Consider the following 15,121-nt stretch of genomic DNA (forward strand, 5'->3'; position numbering starts at 1 on the left):
TAACGAGCAGAACCCGAAGAGATGAAGACCATGAATTCAACCAGCCTGTTCAACCTCGTGCGAACACAGCAAAGCCGTCTCCCGGAGGTGGACCTGGAAAACCCGGGCTTCGGAAGGATCTTCTCCGATCACATGCTGGAGGTGGAATACCAGGGGGACGCCTGGCAGGAGGGCACCATCAAGCCCTACGGCCCCATCCAGATTGAGCCCTCCCTGAATACGCTTCACTACGGGCAGTCGGTATTCGAGGGCACCAAGGCCTACTATGCGGGCGACGATACGGTAAATCTGTTTCGCCTGGAGATGAATTACGAGCGTTTTTGCAACTCCTGCGAGCGTATGTGCATACCTCCGGTGGATCGCGAGGTCTTCATCGAGGGCATCCGCGAGCTGGTCCGCCTCGACCACGAGTGGGTACCCCGCAGTCCTGAGAACGCCCTCTACATCCGTCCCCTGGCCTTTGCCTTCGATATGCTTATCGCCGCCCGGGTCTCCCCGAAGTACCGTTTTTACATCATCACCTCACCCGTGGGGTCCTACTACTCCGACCCGGTGCGCCTGATCAGCTCCCTCAAGTACGTGCGTGCGGTCAAGGGCGGGGTAGGCGCCGCAAAGACGGCGGCCAATTATGCCGCCAGCCTCTACCCGGCGCAGAAGGCCAAGGCCATGGGTTACGACCAGGTGCTCTGGCTGGACGCCATGGAGCACCGCTACGTAGAGGAGGTGGGCACCATGAATATTTTCTTCGTCATCGACGGGACGCTGGTCACCGCGCCTCTCGGCGGTACCATCCTGCCCGGGGTGACGCGCGACTCGGTGCTCAAGCTTGCGCGGCACTGGGACCTCGACGTCGAGGAACGTCCCCTGCCCATCGACGAGGTGATGAAGGCGGGGCGCGAGGGGCGCCTGCAGGAGGCCTTCGGGGCCGGCACCGCTGCGGTCATCGCCCCGGTCGGGCTCATTCACCACGACGGGGAGACCGTAGAAGTTCACGAGGAGAGCAGGGGACCTATCGGAAAGCGGCTCTACGATGCCATTACGGGCATCCAGCGGGGCGAGCGGGAGGATCCCTTCGGTTGGATTACTACGATCCGAATTTAATAGCCCTTTTCCCTATCCACCCCGTGCAGGGGCGCCATCCCCGATAAGACGCGCTTGTAGTTTTCCACGATCTGCGCGGCCGCCTCGTCCGGCGGGGTGATGCTGGCGGCGTGCGGGGTCACCATGATCCTTTCGCGGTTCCAGAACGGGTGTTTCTCCGGCAGGGGTTCCTCCCCGAATACATCCAGGAAGGCGCCTGCAAGCCATCCCTTGTCGAGTGTGTATACCAGGTCCTCCTCCACAAGGTGCTCGCCCCGGGCCACGTTGACCAGGCAGGCCGGACGCACCAGGCGGCGCATCAGCTCCAGGTCCAGGATGCCTTCGGTTTCGGCCGTCAGCGGGAGCAGGCAGACCAGCACGCGTGTCTGTTCCGCGAAGGCCTCCAGGGATTCCCTGCCCGACAGGCAGCGCACCCCCTCCAGCTCCCCCGGGGTGCGCGACCACCCAAGCACCGGATAGCCGGACTGCGCCAGGAACTCGGCCACCGGTCCGCCGATGGCTCCCAGTCCCATGACCCCCACCGGCAGCTCCCCGGCCGGTATGTTCGGGTGCACGTTCCACTCGGAACGCTCCTTCTGGCGCAGGTAGCGCAGGGTGTGGCGCTGAAAGTTGAGCACCGCCGCCAGTACGTACTCCTGCATCTGGCGCACCAGGGAGGGGGCCACCACCCGGCAGATGGACACCGACTCCGGCAGGTCGGGATCTCCGAGCAGGTGATCTGCGCCCGCTCCCAGCGAGGAGACGGCCTTGAGATTGGGAAAATCGCCCAGCAGATGGCGGGGATGATTCCAGGTGACCGCAAACTGTACCCTCTTTTTGTTCGGGACCGCAGGCCAGAGGTCGACGTCCAGGTTCGGGTCCACCTCCAGCAGGCTCTCTTTCAGACTTTTCATGTCCCTTTCGGGGGCAACCAGCAACAGCGACATGCGATGGCGTTCAGGATTGGGTTTGGAGTTGATACATGGGGAAGGTAAAATATTTGACGAGGGAATGCGTATTCCTCGTAATATACCGATCTACCCAACAGGCGACCGCCTCCCCCGACGATGAAATCATTGCTTCCCATGCGCATGCCCTGGGGAGGGGATACCGGGTGGCTATCTACACCTATAATCTCACCCTTTTCGATCCCACCTGGTTCGGACACGAATCTTTCTACATCAAGAACAAGCTCATGCAGCAGGCGGCCCTGAAAGACGATCCCAAGCTTGGGGAGGCCACCGAGGCCTACGGGGCCTTCCTGGACCGGGGCGGGGAGCTGCGCTACGAGGTGCTGCGCCCCTGGCTGGTCCGACGTGAGCTTGAGGAGGGCAGGCCGGTGCTGGCCGACCCCCTGCGCGGCAATCCGATGGGAGGGGAACAGATTTACGAGACGGACATCGACCGGGTGTTGAATGCCATCCTGCTGGGCATCGTGACCTACGACGCCAACCTTATACTCATAACGCCCCCCGAAGGAGGGACGACGGACTGATGCGAAATATCGTGGTGGTGAACCAACCGAAACACTGGCCGCTCGACCTGCCCGGGGTTGAGGTGGTGGCGGTGCGCGCCTACCTGGGCGATCCCGAATGGAGCCGCGTCCGACGGGTTCGGGTCTTTAACATGTGCCGTTCGTACCGCTACCAGTCGGCCGGCTACTACGTCTCCCTGCTGGCCGAGGCCAGGGGACACAAGCCGCTGCCGGGGGTGATGACCATTCAGGATCTGAAGTCGCAGACCATGGTGCGTTTCGTCTCCGACGAGCTCATCGAACTCATCCAGAAGAGCCTGCGTCCCATTCAGGGCGACCGCTTCGTGCTGAGCATCTATTTCGGTCGCAACACCGCCCGCCGCTACGACCGCCTCAGCCGGAAACTCTTCGCGCAGTTTCGCGCCCCGCTGCTGCGCGCCCACTTCCTGCGCGGGGCGGGAGGATGGGGCCTGCAGTCCATCGGACCCATCCCTGCCGGTGAGGTGCCTGAAAGCCACCGCGACTTCGTGGGACGCGTGGCCCGGGAGTATTTCGAGGGGAGGCGTTCGGAGTTGGCGCCGGGACGCGAGACCCGTTTTGACCTGGCCATCCTTCGCAACTCTGAAGAGAAGTTCCCGCCCTCCGACGAGAAGGCCATCCGGGCGTTCGTGAAGGCCGCCGAGCAGCTTGACTTCTACGTCGAGCAGATCGGCCGGGAGGACTACGCGCGGCTGGCCGAGTTCGATGCGCTTTTTATCCGGGAGACCACCAGCGTAAACCACCACACCTACCGCTTCGCTCGCCGTGCGGCGGCCGAGGGACTGGTGGTGATCGACGACCCGGAGTCCATCCTCCGCTGCACCAACAAGGTTTACCTGGCGGAGCTGTTGCAGCGCAACCGCATCCCGGCCCCGAGCACCATTATCCTGGGCGAGGGACAGGAGGAGCGGCTGGAACGGGAGATCGGATTTCCCTGCATCCTCAAGCAGCCCGACAGCTCATTTTCACAGGGCGTCGTGAAGGTGGACGCCCGCGAGGACCTGCAGCCTGCCCTGGAGCGGCTCTTTGACAAGTCCGAACTGCTCATTGCCCAGGAGTTTCTGCCCACCGAATACGACTGGCGGGTGGGCGTGCTCAACCGGCAGCCCTTCTATGCCTGCAGATACTTCATGGCGCGCAAACACTGGCAGATCTACGAGCAGCACGCATCGGGACGCGTGTTTGCCGGCAGGGCGGAGGCGGTGCCGGTGGAGGAGGCGCCCCCGGAGGTGATCGAAACGGCCCTGGCCGCCGCCAACCTGATCGGGGACGGTTTGTACGGGGTGGACCTGAAACTCACCGGCGGGAAGGTTTACGTCATCGAGGTGAACGACAATCCCAGCATCGACAGCGGCTGCGAGGACGCCTGTCTGGGTGAGGAGCTCTACCGCAGGGTCATGGAAGAGATGCTGCGCAGGGTGGAGCAGAAAAAGGAGCGCAGCACACGCTCCAGGAACGGCGCGCCATGAGCACGAACTCCCCCCTTCATCTTTTCCAGGCCTTCGGCATCGAGCTGGAGTATATGATCGTGGACCGCGACAGCCTCGACGTGCGGCCTGTGACCGACCGCCTGCTGCACAAGCTGGCAGGGTCGTATATCAATGAGGTGGAGCGCGGCGACCTGGCCTGGTCCAACGAACTGGCCCTGCACGTGCTGGAATTCAAGACCAACGGCCCAGCTGCCGGACTGGGCGGCCTCCACCGTTCATTCCAGCGGGAGGTGGAGGAGGCCAACCGCCTGCTGGCCGGGGAGGGCGCCTGCCTGATGCCCACGGCCATGCATCCATGGATGGACCCCTACCGCGAGCTGAAGCTCTGGCCCCACGAGTACAACCCCATCTACGAGGCCTACAACCGGATCTTTGACTGCAGGGGACACGGGTGGGCCAACCTGCAGAGCATGCACCTCAACCTGCCATTTCAGGGCGACGAAGAATTTGGGCGCCTGCACGCGGCCATTCGGGTGGTGCTGCCCCTGCTTCCGGCCCTGGCTGCCAGCTCTCCGGTGGCGGACGGCGAGCTCAAGTCTTTTGCCGACTACCGGCTGGAGGTCTACCGCGGCAACTCCCATGCCGTACCCTCGGTGCTGGGCTGGGTGGTGCCGGAGGCCGTTTCCAGCCGGGCGGAGTACCAGCAGAAAATTTTCCAGCCCATGTACCGCGACATTGCTCCGCACGATCCCGAGGGTATACTGGCTGACGAATGGCTCAACTCGCGCGGAGCGATTGCCCGTTTCGACCGAGGCAGTATCGAGATACGGCTTGTTGACGTGCAGGAGTGTTCCCTGGCCGACCTGGCGCTGGCCCGGATGGTCACCGACACGGTTCGGGCCCTGGCCGACGAGCGATGGGCAGGTCTGGAGGAGCTGAATGCGTGGGACGAGAAGGAGCTTTTCGGGTTGATGATGGAGGCGGCGCGCGAAGGGGAAGAGGCCCGGATTGACAGCCCCGGCTACCTGGCGCTCTTCGGAATGGAGGGCCGCACCGCGACAGCCGGAGAGGTCTGGCAACATCTCCACGAACGTATCTACGGGGACCGTCGGGGGAAAGCGGACGAGCAGCTTGCGGCCCTGGCGCGCATCCTGGAGGCGGGCACCCTCTCCACGCGCATCCGCAGGCGAGTTGGACCGGCCCCGGATCGTCCCCGACTGAAGCAGGTCTACCGGGAGCTTACGGAATGCCTGGGTGAAGGACGCCTGTTGGAATAGGTCATGGAAGCCCAACTCGTACTGACTTGCGAACACGCCGGCAACAGGGTGCCGGAACGCTACACGGACGTATTCCGGAATGACGCCCCGGTGCTGGAGACGCACCGCGGCTACGACATCGGCGCCCTTGAGCTCACGCAGGCCATCGCGGAGGCCTGTGAGGTGGAACCGCACCTGCATACGGTCACCCGTCTGCTGGTCGACCTGAACCGCTCCCTTCACAACCCCACCGCCTTTTCGGAATATGTGAGGGATTTTGAGCAGGAGGATCGCAGCGAGCTGGTGCGCCGCTACTACCATCCCCACCGCAACAGGGTGGAGGAGATCATCCGCTCCCTCCTTGCCCGCGGCGAGCAGGTGCTGCATCTCTCCGTTCATACCTTTACGCCTGTCATGAGGGGCGAGGAGCGCCAGGCTGACGCAGGTCTGCTTTTCGACCCTTCCCGCGCCCTGGAGAAAGATTTCTGCAGGGCCTGGAAGGCCTCCATCCTGCGGAAACGTCCGGAGCTGAGGGTCCGCTACAACTACCCGTACAGGGGAACCATGGATGGATTTTCCACCGCCCTCAGGAGGCGCTACGGACCGGCGGAGTATATGGGCGTGGAGCTGGAGGTCAACCAGAAGTTCCCTCAGCAGGGCGACCCCGCCGGCTGGAAGAAGCTGCGGGAGGACATGGGACAAAGCCTGAAAGAGGCGCTGCGGAACGAATTGGACTCCTAAGGTTGTCCTTTTTACTTTCCGCTCAACCCAAACGGCTTCGTGTCCATGTCCGACGGCGACCCCCACAACAACGGCGTCAGCTACAAGCGCGACGCCCTCTTTCTCACCCTTGCCGGCATCTTCCTTACCGCGCTGGTCCTGGGTAATGTCATCGGCACCACCAAGTTCGTGGATCTTTTCTCCCTGGAGCTGCCGGGCTGGCTGCTCTCCATTACCCCCGAACTGGTGCGCAACGACCGGATCTACACCATGAGCGTGCCTGTGGGACTCATCGCCTATCCCTTCACCTTCCTTGCCACCGACCTGATCTCTGAACTTTACGGGAGGAGGAAGGCGCAGCTGCTGGTGTGGGTGGGTTTTTTCATGAATGTTTTCATGCTTTTCCTGATGAGCGTGAACCACTGGCTGCCCAACAGTGCGGGGGTGAGCGGGGGACTCAGCCTCTTTGAGCAGGTCTATGAATTTATGGTGGGCAATACCATCGGAAGCATGATTGCCTACCTTGTCGCACAGACGGTGGACGTGCGCCTCTTCCATTTCTGGAAGCGGCTGACCAAGGGCAAGCACCTGTGGCTCCGCAACAACGCCTCCACCATGGTGAGTCAACTGGTAGACTCCACCGCCATTCTTTCCATACTTTATATGGCCGGCAACCTGGGTTCGGACGTAACCACCATCGGGGCACTGGTCATCCTTATTATAAACTCCTATCTCTTCAAGTTCTTTTTCGCCCTCTTTGACACCCCGCTTTTCTACCTGGGCGTGCGGCTGTTCAAGCGCTTCGACGAAGACCCGTCCGGCTACGCTCTTCACGATTCCTGAGGGGCCGGGGAGCCCCCGGGGGAGAGAGGAAAAATTAATCCGGAAAAACATTGACACTGTCACCGCTATAGCCGTATATTTGAAATCCGTTTTCGACGAGGGGTTGAGCACAACACCTGGTGTTGCACTCAACCCTATTTTTTGCTCTGAGAATTGGGCAATGCGAAAGGGGAAATAAGTTCTTTGACATGCTGGAATACAGAGACGATCGCACGTCGAGCCCTTGTCATCCCGACAATAGTTGGGAGCGACATAGGAAAACGTTACGGGCTGGGTTCAACACTCTATATTAAGGTGTACTCTTACAATGGAGAGTTTGATCCTGGCTCAGGACGAACGCTGGCGGCGGGCTTAACACATGCAAGTCGCGGGAGAAGCGTCCCTTCGGGGACGTGGAGACCGGCGGATGGGTGAGTAACGCGTAGGCAATTTGCCTGAAGGACGGGGATAACATGCCGAAAGGCATGCTAATACCCGATGATGCAGCGGGGTCGCATGACCACAGTTGTTAAAGGCTTCGGCCACCTTCAGAGGAGCCTGCGTGCCATTAGCTAGTTGGTAGGGTAACGGCCTACCAAGGCGATGATGGCTAGGGGGTCTGAGAGGATGATCCCCCACACTGGGACTGAGACACGGCCCAGACTCCTACGGGAGGCAGCAGTGAGGAATCTTGCGCAATGGGGGCAACCCTGACGCAGCCACGCCGCGTGCCGGAAGACGGCCCTACGGGTTGTAAACGGCTTTTACTGGGGAAGAACCCGGGTCTTTCGAGACCCGCTGACGGTACCCAGAGAATAAGCACCGGCTAACTCCGTGCCAGCAGCCGCGGTAATACGGAGGGTGCAAGCGTTGTCCGGAATCATTGGGTGTAAAGGGTGCGCAGGCGGAAGCCTAAGTCGGAGGTGAAATCTTGCCGCTTAACGGTAAAATGGCCTTCGATACTGGGTTTCTTGAGTCCAGAAGAGGTCGGTGGAATTCGTGGTGTAGCGGTGAAATGCATAGAGATCACGAAGAACACCAGTGGCGAAGGCGGCCGACTGGTCCGGAACTGACGCTGAGGCACGAGAGCGTGGGGAGCGAACAGGATTAGATACCCTGGTAGTCCACGCCGTAAACGATGTATGCTAGTTGTTGGCCCTTCGGGGTCAGTGACGCAGTTAACGCAGTAAGCATACCACCTGGGGAGTACGTCCGCAAGGATGAAACTCAAAGGAATTGACGGGGGCCCGCACAAGCGGTGGAGCATGTGGCTTAATTCGATGCAACGCGAAGAACCTTACCCAGGCTAAATCTCGGGCGACCGGTCCTGAAAGGGACCTTCCCTTCGGGGCGGCCGAGAAGGTGCTGCATGGCTGTCGTCAGCTCGTGCCGTGAGGTGTTGGGTTAAGTCCCGCAACGAGCGCAACCCCTGTGGTTAGTTACCAGCACGTAATGGTGGGGACTCTAGCCAGACTGCCTACGCAAGTAGTGAGGAAGGTGGGGACGACGTCAAGTCATCATGGCCCTTACGTCTGGGGCTGCACACGTGCTACAATGGATGGTCCAGTGGGAAGCGACCGCGCGAGCGGCAGCAGATCCCCAAAACCATTCCCAGTTCGGATTGGAGTCTGCAACTCGACTCCATGAAGCCGGAATCGCTAGTAATCGCGTATCAGCAACGGCGCGGTGAATACGTTCCCGGGCCTTGTACACACCGCCCGTCAAGCGATGGAAGTCAGGAGTACCTGATGCGGCCGGGCCAATTCCCTTCGGGGAAAGGCAGGTCGTTAGGGTAAGCCTGGTGACTGGCGCTAAGTCGTAACAAGGTAGCCGTACCGGAAGGTGCGGCTGGATCACCTCCTTTTTGAGGGAGAACCGGCCCGTAGCGGCTCGTCGTGTGATCGTCTGTGTATTCCAGCCAGGCCGGCCTGCCGGCCCCAAACCGGTCGGTTCCCGCCACGCATTTGGGCTTGTAGCTCAGGCTGGTTAGAGCGCACGCCTGATAAGCGTGAGGTCGCAGGTTCAACTCCTCCCAAGCCCACTTACGGCCGGCTCTAGCTCAGCTGGCCAGAGCGCCTGCTCGGCCAGCCGGGGCGCCCCTGGGGCTATAGCTCAGTTGGCTAGAGCACCTGCTTCTGCAAGCAGGGGGTCGTCGGTTCGAATCCGACTGAGCTCCAGCACGGTAGGTCCGCGCCGGAGGGTATGTGTTGGTTGTTGATGTGTTGCCAGGCGCCGACGTTGAGGGCGGGATCTTCCTGGAGAAGCGTCCCGCGCCGGAAGCATCCGTGCTCCAGGTGTTCTTTGACGTAGTGGAATAGCTGATAGGTTATGAAGGTTAAGATCGAAGCAAGTCGATCGAGCAAGATGACGTCTGACAGACGAACTGCTCAGGCTGCCCGCCGATGGTGGATGGCAAGTCATATAAGCGAAAGCAACTCAAGGGCGCATGGTGGATGCCTTGGCATAACCAGGCGATGAAGGACGTGTAAAGCTGCGAAAAGCTGCGGGGAGCTGCATAAGAGCTGTGATCCGCAGGTGTCCGAATGGGGCAACCCCGCCGGTTTCGACCGGTGACTCCCTACGAGGAGGGCCAACGGGGGAACTGAAACATCTCAGTACCCCTAGGAGAAGAGAACAAGTCAGTGATTCCCCAAGTAGCGGCGAGCGAACGGGGAGCAGCCCAAACCGGGTGCCTACGGGCATCCGGGGTTGTAGGGCCCGCATTATGGGGGCCCCTGAGCGAAGACGAAGCGGACTGGAAAGCCGCCCCACAGAAGGTGATAGGCCTGTAGACGTAAGCGCGGAGACCCCCGCGGGATACCCTGAGTAAGGCGGGACCGGAGAAATCCTGTCTGAAGCTGCCGGCACCATCCGGCAAGGCTAAATACTGGTTATGACCGATAGTGAACAAGTACCGTGAGGGAAAGGTGAAAAGAACGCCGAGAAGGCGAGTGAAACAGTACCTGAAACCATGCGCTTACAAGCGGTCGGAGGTTTTGGCTTTCGAGCTGGAACTGACGGCGTGCCTTTTGCATAATGAGCCTACGAGTTGCGCCTGGTCTGCGAGGTTAATCCCCTACGGGGAGCAGCCGGAGCGAAAGCGAGTCCGAAACGGGCGTCAGTAGACCGGGGCAGACGCGAAACCGAGTGAGCTATCCATGGCCAGGATGAAGGTGCGGTAACACGCACTGGAGGTCCGAACCGTCTGGCGTTGAAAAGCCACCGGATGAGCTGTGGATAGGGGTGAAAGGCCAATCAAACTCGGAAATAGCTCGTTCTCCCCGAAATATATTTAGGTATAGCATCTGTCCAAGCCGCTCGGAGGTAGAGCACTGATTAGGCTAGGGGGCTTCACCGCCTACCAACCCTAGACAAACTCCGAATGCCGGGCGTGCGATGGCAGGTAGTCAGCAGGCGAGCGATAACGTCCGTCTGCGAGAGGGAAACAACCCAGACCACCGGCTAAGGCCCCTAAATCCAAACTAAGTTGCGAAAAGAAAGTTGGGTAGCCCAGACAACTAGGAGGTTGGCTTAGAAGCAGCCATTCCTTGAAAGAGTGCGTAATAGCTCACTAGTCGAGCGACCCGGCGTCGATAATTTGCGGGCATAAGTTTGGTGCCGAAGCCGTGGATTGTCTCCTTAGGGAGGCAGTGGTAGGGGAGCATTCCAGCGGCGCTGAAGCCGGGCCGGGAGGCCCCGTGGAGCGGCTGGAAGCGAAACTGTAGGCATGAGTAACGATAAGACGGGTGCGAACCCCGTCCACCGAAAATCTAAGGGTTCCTGATCAACGTTAATCGGATCAGGGTTAGTCGAGACCTAAGGCGTAGCCGAGAGGCGAAGCCGATGGCGAACCGGTTAAATATTCCGGTACCACCGACTGGCGATACCCAGAGGCGTCACGCAGAAGTGACACCCGCGCGTCGCGACGGAATGCGGCGTTGAAGGCAGTAGGCCGGGGCGGCAGGCAAATCCGCCGCCCCTCAAGGCTGAGCGCCGACAGTACTGTGAGCCTACGGGCAAGCAGATAGCCGGGGTAATCATGCTGCCAAGAAAAGCGTCGCTGGGTGCCAGGCCGGTGCTCGTACCCAAACCGACACAGGTAGATGAGGAGAGGATCCTCAGGTGCTCGAGCGAATCGTGGCTAAGGAACTCGGCAAATTAGATCCGTAACTTCGGGAGAAGGATCCCCGCGGCTGCCCTTCGGGGTGGCCGGCGGGCGCAGTGACCAGGTCCAATCGACTGTTTAACAAAAACACATGCCTCTGCTAAGTCGCAAGACGATGTATAGGGGCTGACACCTGCCCGGTGCTGGAAGGTTAAGGAAGCTTGTTAATGTCCTTCGGGGCATGAAGCGGGCGACTGAAGCCCCAGTAAACGGCGGCCGTAACTATAACGGTCCTAAGGTAGCGAAATTCCTTGTCGGGTAAGTTCCGACCTGCACGAATGGTGCAACGAATTGGACGCTGTCTCGGCCACGAGCTCGGTGAAATTGTGGTATCGGTGATGACGCCGATTACCCGCAGCGGGACGGAAAGACCCCGTGAACCTTTACTACAACTTTACATTGGCTTTAGCTGCCCGATGTGCAGGATAGGTGGGAGGCTTTGAACCGCGCGCGCCAGCGTGTGGGGAGCCGCCGGTGAAATACCACCCTCCGGGCCGCTGAATTCTAATGCCCCACCGCGGGCAGACAGTGTATGGTGGGTAGTTTGACTGGGGCGGTCGCCTCCTAAAGTGTAACGGAGGCTCCCAAAGGTACCCTCAGCACGGTCGGCAATCGTGCGTAGAGTGTAAAAGCATAAGGGTGCTTGACTGCGAGACATACAGGTCGAGCAGGTGACGAAAGTCGGGTTTAGTGATCCGGCGGTTTCCGAATGGAAGGGCCGTCGCTCAAAGGATAAAAGGTACTCCGGGGATAACAGGCTTATCTCCCCCAAGAGTTCACATCGACGGGGAGGTTTGGCACCTCGATGTCGGCTCATCGCATCCTGGGGCTGGAGAAGGTCCCAAGGGTTGGGCTGTTCGCCCATTTAAAGCGGTACGCGAGCTGGGTTCAGAACGTCGTGAGACAGTTCGGTCCCTATCTGCTGTGGGCGTAAGGAATCTTGCGGAGAGCTGCTCCTAGTACGAGAGGACCGGAGTGGACGCACCGCTAGTGGACCAGTTGTCCCGCCCGGGGCACCGCTGGGTAGCTATGTGCGGAAGTGATAAGCCGCTGAAAGCATCTAAGCGCGAAGCACGCTCCAAGATAAGGATTCCCTACAGAGCCTGGTGGAAGACGACCACCTTGATAGGCGGCAGGTGCACGGGAGGCAACTCCCTCAGCCGAGCCGTACTAATCAGGCCACCGGCTTGCCTGTATGACTTGCCAGGCCCTCGCCCGGCCGGCGACCGGTCTTAACCGGCAACCCCCTTCAGCTATTCCCCTGGGTCAAAGCACGCCTTGCGCGCGGCCCCGTTCCCTTCTTTGTACATACATACTGACAGTCCCTCCTTCCAAGGCTTTGGAGGAGGCGAGCCAAGCGCGGAGGTTCCACCCGTTCCCATCCCGAACACGGCCGTTAAGCTCCGCAGCGCCGATGGTACTGCCTCTGGCGGTAGAGTAGGTCCTCGCCTCCTCCAAAGCCTTCCTTTATTACTATTGGCCAACCATTGAAAGCCCGAAGCTCACCTGCGGGCTTTTTTACGTATGCAATTCTGAGATTTTCACTCATTTTGAATTAAGAACCTATATACGTAACTATTAGTAAGAGGATTGCCTACAACTTTCTTATAAGGTCAACGATCATGGTCATGGAACTGTCTCCAATGAGAAGTCTCCCAATTGCAGTAATATTGTGTACTTGTTTGGCCCTTCTAAGCTGCGAAATGGGAACATCACCGGTACCTACTAATACTCAAAAGGTGCCTGCTTATATCGACTCTCTGGACAATGTAGATATTGTTTCCATAAGAGAAGAAGGTCTTGATACGGCCGAAATAGAAAAAGTGGGTATCTATCAAAGCAATGAAGAAGTGTTTATCAAGGGATATCCGGGTGAAGTCATGGTCGATATGAAAGGCCAGGTTTATATTGAAGCATTTGTACCAGGAGAAGCTGGTATATATGTGTTCGACTCAGATGGAAAGTATGTTACGACCATAGGACGACATGGTAAAGGTCCGGGAGAGTTCCTTACTCTGGCAGCATTGAATCTCAAGAACGGTCGTTTATATATCTATGATGCGCATCAGGAGAAAATTTCGGCCTTTTCCACAGATACCTTCGAGCTAGTATATGAAGAAACCATAAAAAGAGATTCACTTGAGAGCAAGGATCTGTTGGCTATGCAACCAAGAAATGAACTATTCATCAAGGAGGACAGCTCATTCGTAATGAATTTTTTCCGTGCTGTAAACTCCAATGAATACAGAAATATTCATTATTTGGCAATATCATCCCGGGGCCAGATTAAGCCCCAAAAATTGATTACGGTCAAGCGCTCTACAATATATGAACCGGCAACCTCGCATAATTCAGGAGGGTACTTCAGGGTAGCTAGAACATTGCCCTTTTCCCGCGGATCGTTGGTTGCTTTATCCAGCAATGGAACATTCTATACAAACTGGAATGATGATTTTTTAATTAAGGAATATGCGCCGGATGGTAGCTACAGGCGAGCCTATTACTATCCCTATGTGCGAAGTGAATTATCCGTATCTGAAATTGAGGTCGGCGATGGCATGAGATCATTAATTGACGATAATCGAGATGTCTTACCGGATACCTGGCCTGCAGTTCATACCATTGAAACCGATGACCAGGATCGTTTATGGATATCAACCATAACAGAAAGTGATTCAACTTTTCAATGGTGGGTATTGAACGGCCATGGTAAATTAGTAGCTCGATTCAGATGGAAAGGAAGTAGGGACGACCGAAGTGGGATGCTCAAGCCTATGATTACAATCCACAATAATCATATTTACACTCGAAAACTCGACTTCAGGAATGAAGTCTATCAGATTATAAAATACCGGGTTTCCTTCAAACCGCATCCGCATTTTCAGCCAAGGCGGTAGTAGTTCCGTTCAGCCCATGGAGCTGCCCTCCGCAGGTATCAGATCTTCTGCGCCACCTGCTCGGCCGTCCCGGCGTACCAGCCGGCGAAGGTGTCCTCCCGGATCTGCTCGCGCATCTGACGCATCAGCCACATATAAAAGGTGAGATTGTGCAGGGAGGCGAGCTGCAGTCCCAGCAGCTCGTCGTTGCGGAACAGGTGGTGCACGTAGGCCATGCTGTAGTCCCGGCATAGGCTGGTGGGAAACTCCTCGTCCAGCGCCTTATGGTGGTTCTTCCACTTGGCGTTCTTGAGGTTGATCACCCCGTTACGCGTGAAGATCTGTCCGGTCCGGGCGTTACGCGTGGGAATCACGCAGTCGAACATGTCCACTCCCCGGGCCACGGCGTGCAGCAGGTTGGCGGGCGTGCCCACCCCCATCAGGTAGCGCGGCTTGCCGGCGGGGAGGTCGTCCGTATTCAAGTCCGTCATTTCGTACATCAGCTCGGTCGGCTCGCCTACGCTGAGTCCCCCGATGGCGATGCCCTCGAAGCCCATCTCCGCCACAGCCAGCGCCGACTCCCGGCGCAGGTCGCGAAAGGTGCCCCCCTGCACGATGCCGAACTGGAACTGCCGGTGTCCATACTGGGGCTCAGTGTCCAGGAAGGCCTGCCTCCCCCGCTCTTCCCACCGGTGGGTAAGCCGCATGGATTCCTTCACGTAAGAGCGCTCGGCGGGGTAGGGCGGACACTCGTCGAGCACCATCATTATATCGGAGCCCAGCACGCGCTGGGTTTCCACCACATTTTCGGGAGTGAACCAGTGCTCGGAGCCGTCCAGGTGGCTCTTGAACCGGGCCCCCTTCTCCGTCAGCTCTCGGTTGTCGGAGAGCGAGTAGACCTGGTAGCCGCCCGAATCGGTGAGAATGGGACGCTCCCACGACATAAAGCGATGCAGTCCTCCGGCCTTGCCAATAATTTCGTTGCCTGGACGCAGGTATAGATGGTAGGTATTGGCGAGTAAGATCTGTGCCCTGACCCGCTCCGCCAGCTCATCCTGGCGGACGGCCTTTACGCTGGCGTGGGTGCCGACGGGCATGAAAAAGGGGGTTTGGATCGTGCCGTGGTCGGTGGTCAGCTTCCCGGCGCGGGCCTTGGTGGAGCTGGCGACTGTCTCTAATTCAAACAATTTCGGTAAGGGATGGCTTTTCAGGGCTACCTATAGGATACGCCTCAATGCTTCGTTAAAGCGTATCAAGGC

Annotated in this window: 9 protein-coding genes, 2 tRNA genes and 3 rRNA genes; 12 read left to right on the forward strand and 2 right to left on the reverse strand. The window is 58.8% G+C overall.

From position 1 onward, the window contains the following. The first annotated feature begins 21 nt into the window (after window positions 1-21). Window positions 22-1,101 carry a branched-chain amino acid aminotransferase gene (locus U5K31_01135; GenBank protein ID MDZ7771344.1) on the forward strand — a complete coding sequence of 360 codons (1,080 nt, stop codon included), beginning with the start codon at window positions 22-24 and terminating at the stop codon, window positions 1,099-1,101. Here the strand turns inward: U5K31_01135 and U5K31_01140 are convergent. Next, entirely contained in the window at window positions 1,098-2,027 is a 930-nt protein-coding gene (locus U5K31_01140) for a glyoxylate/hydroxypyruvate reductase A (protein MDZ7771345.1), read from the reverse strand. The two genes, U5K31_01135 and U5K31_01140, sit on opposite strands and share 4 nt — an antisense overlap. A 167-nt stretch (window positions 2,028-2,194) precedes the next feature. Here U5K31_01140 and U5K31_01145 point away from each other — a divergent pair, with 167 nt between their 5' ends. From U5K31_01145 to U5K31_01195, 11 genes are all read left to right on the forward strand, one after another. Then, window positions 2,195-2,575 (forward strand): hypothetical protein, encoded by a 381-nt coding sequence (locus tag U5K31_01145; GenBank protein MDZ7771346.1) that lies wholly within the window; start codon window positions 2,195-2,197, stop codon window positions 2,573-2,575. Then, on the forward strand, window positions 2,575-4,062 hold the full coding sequence (locus tag U5K31_01150) for a RimK family protein (protein MDZ7771347.1): 1,488 nt from the start codon (window positions 2,575-2,577) through the stop codon (window positions 4,060-4,062). The genes U5K31_01145 and U5K31_01150 overlap by 1 nt, the downstream gene beginning before the upstream one ends. Then, window positions 4,059-5,300 carry a glutamate-cysteine ligase family protein gene (locus tag U5K31_01155; protein MDZ7771348.1) on the forward strand — a complete coding sequence of 414 codons (1,242 nt, stop codon included), beginning with the start codon at window positions 4,059-4,061 and terminating at the stop codon, window positions 5,298-5,300. The genes U5K31_01150 and U5K31_01155 overlap by 4 nt, the downstream gene beginning before the upstream one ends. A 3-nt stretch (window positions 5,301-5,303) precedes the next feature. Beyond that, complete coding sequence (locus U5K31_01160; GenBank protein ID MDZ7771349.1) at window positions 5,304-6,020, forward strand: N-formylglutamate amidohydrolase; 717 nt, start codon at window positions 5,304-5,306, stop codon at window positions 6,018-6,020. 45 nt (window positions 6,021-6,065) lie between these two features. Continuing rightward, window positions 6,066-6,842 (forward strand): queuosine precursor transporter, encoded by a 777-nt coding sequence (locus U5K31_01165; GenBank protein MDZ7771350.1) that lies wholly within the window; start codon window positions 6,066-6,068, stop codon window positions 6,840-6,842. A gap of 304 nt (window positions 6,843-7,146) precedes the next feature. Continuing rightward, window positions 7,147-8,685, forward strand: a 16S ribosomal RNA gene (locus U5K31_01170). A 102-nt stretch (window positions 8,686-8,787) separates the two neighbouring features. Then, window positions 8,788-8,862, forward strand: a tRNA-Ile gene (locus tag U5K31_01175). Window positions 8,863-8,922: 60 nt separating this feature from the next. Next, window positions 8,923-8,998 (forward strand) — tRNA-Gln (locus tag U5K31_01180). 248 nt (window positions 8,999-9,246) lie between these two features. Next, window positions 9,247-12,181 (forward strand): 23S ribosomal RNA (locus tag U5K31_01185). A 149-nt stretch (window positions 12,182-12,330) separates the two neighbouring features. Further along, window positions 12,331-12,440, forward strand: a 5S ribosomal RNA gene (gene rrf / locus U5K31_01190). Together the 16S, 23S and 5S rRNA genes with 2 tRNA genes alongside form the textbook arrangement of a ribosomal RNA operon. Before the next feature lie 168 nt (window positions 12,441-12,608). Continuing rightward, window positions 12,609-13,883, forward strand: a complete 1,275-nt coding sequence (locus tag U5K31_01195; protein ID MDZ7771351.1) for a 6-bladed beta-propeller — start codon at window positions 12,609-12,611, stop codon at window positions 13,881-13,883. Between the two features lie 38 nt (window positions 13,884-13,921). Here the strand turns inward: U5K31_01195 and tgt are convergent, their stop codons facing one another. Further along, complete coding sequence (gene tgt / locus U5K31_01200) at window positions 13,922-15,049, reverse strand: tRNA guanosine(34) transglycosylase Tgt (GenBank protein MDZ7771352.1); 1,128 nt, start codon at window positions 15,047-15,049, stop codon at window positions 13,922-13,924. Window positions 15,050-15,121 lie beyond the last annotated feature (72 nt).

The sequence above is a fragment of the Balneolaceae bacterium genome (genome assembly GCA_034521445.1).
Taxonomy (GTDB): domain Bacteria; phylum Bacteroidota; class Rhodothermia; order Balneolales; family Balneolaceae; genus JAXHMM01.

Coding starts and splice junctions, on each gene's coding strand:
- U5K31_01155 (MDZ7771348.1), top strand. CDS start 4,059: ATGAGCACGAACTCCCCCCTTCATCTTTTCCAGGCCTTCGGCATCGAG.
- U5K31_01135 (MDZ7771344.1), top strand. CDS start 22: ATGAAGACCATGAATTCAACCAGCCTGTTCAACCTCGTGCGAACACAG.
- U5K31_01140 (MDZ7771345.1), bottom strand. CDS start 2,027: ATGTCGCTGTTGCTGGTTGCCCCCGAAAGGGACATGAAAAGTCTGAAA.
- U5K31_01150 (MDZ7771347.1), top strand. CDS start 2,575: ATGCGAAATATCGTGGTGGTGAACCAACCGAAACACTGGCCGCTCGAC.
- U5K31_01195 (MDZ7771351.1), top strand. CDS start 12,609: ATGGTCATGGAACTGTCTCCAATGAGAAGTCTCCCAATTGCAGTAATA.
- U5K31_01160 (MDZ7771349.1), top strand. CDS start 5,304: ATGGAAGCCCAACTCGTACTGACTTGCGAACACGCCGGCAACAGGGTG.
- U5K31_01165 (MDZ7771350.1), top strand. CDS start 6,066: ATGTCCGACGGCGACCCCCACAACAACGGCGTCAGCTACAAGCGCGAC.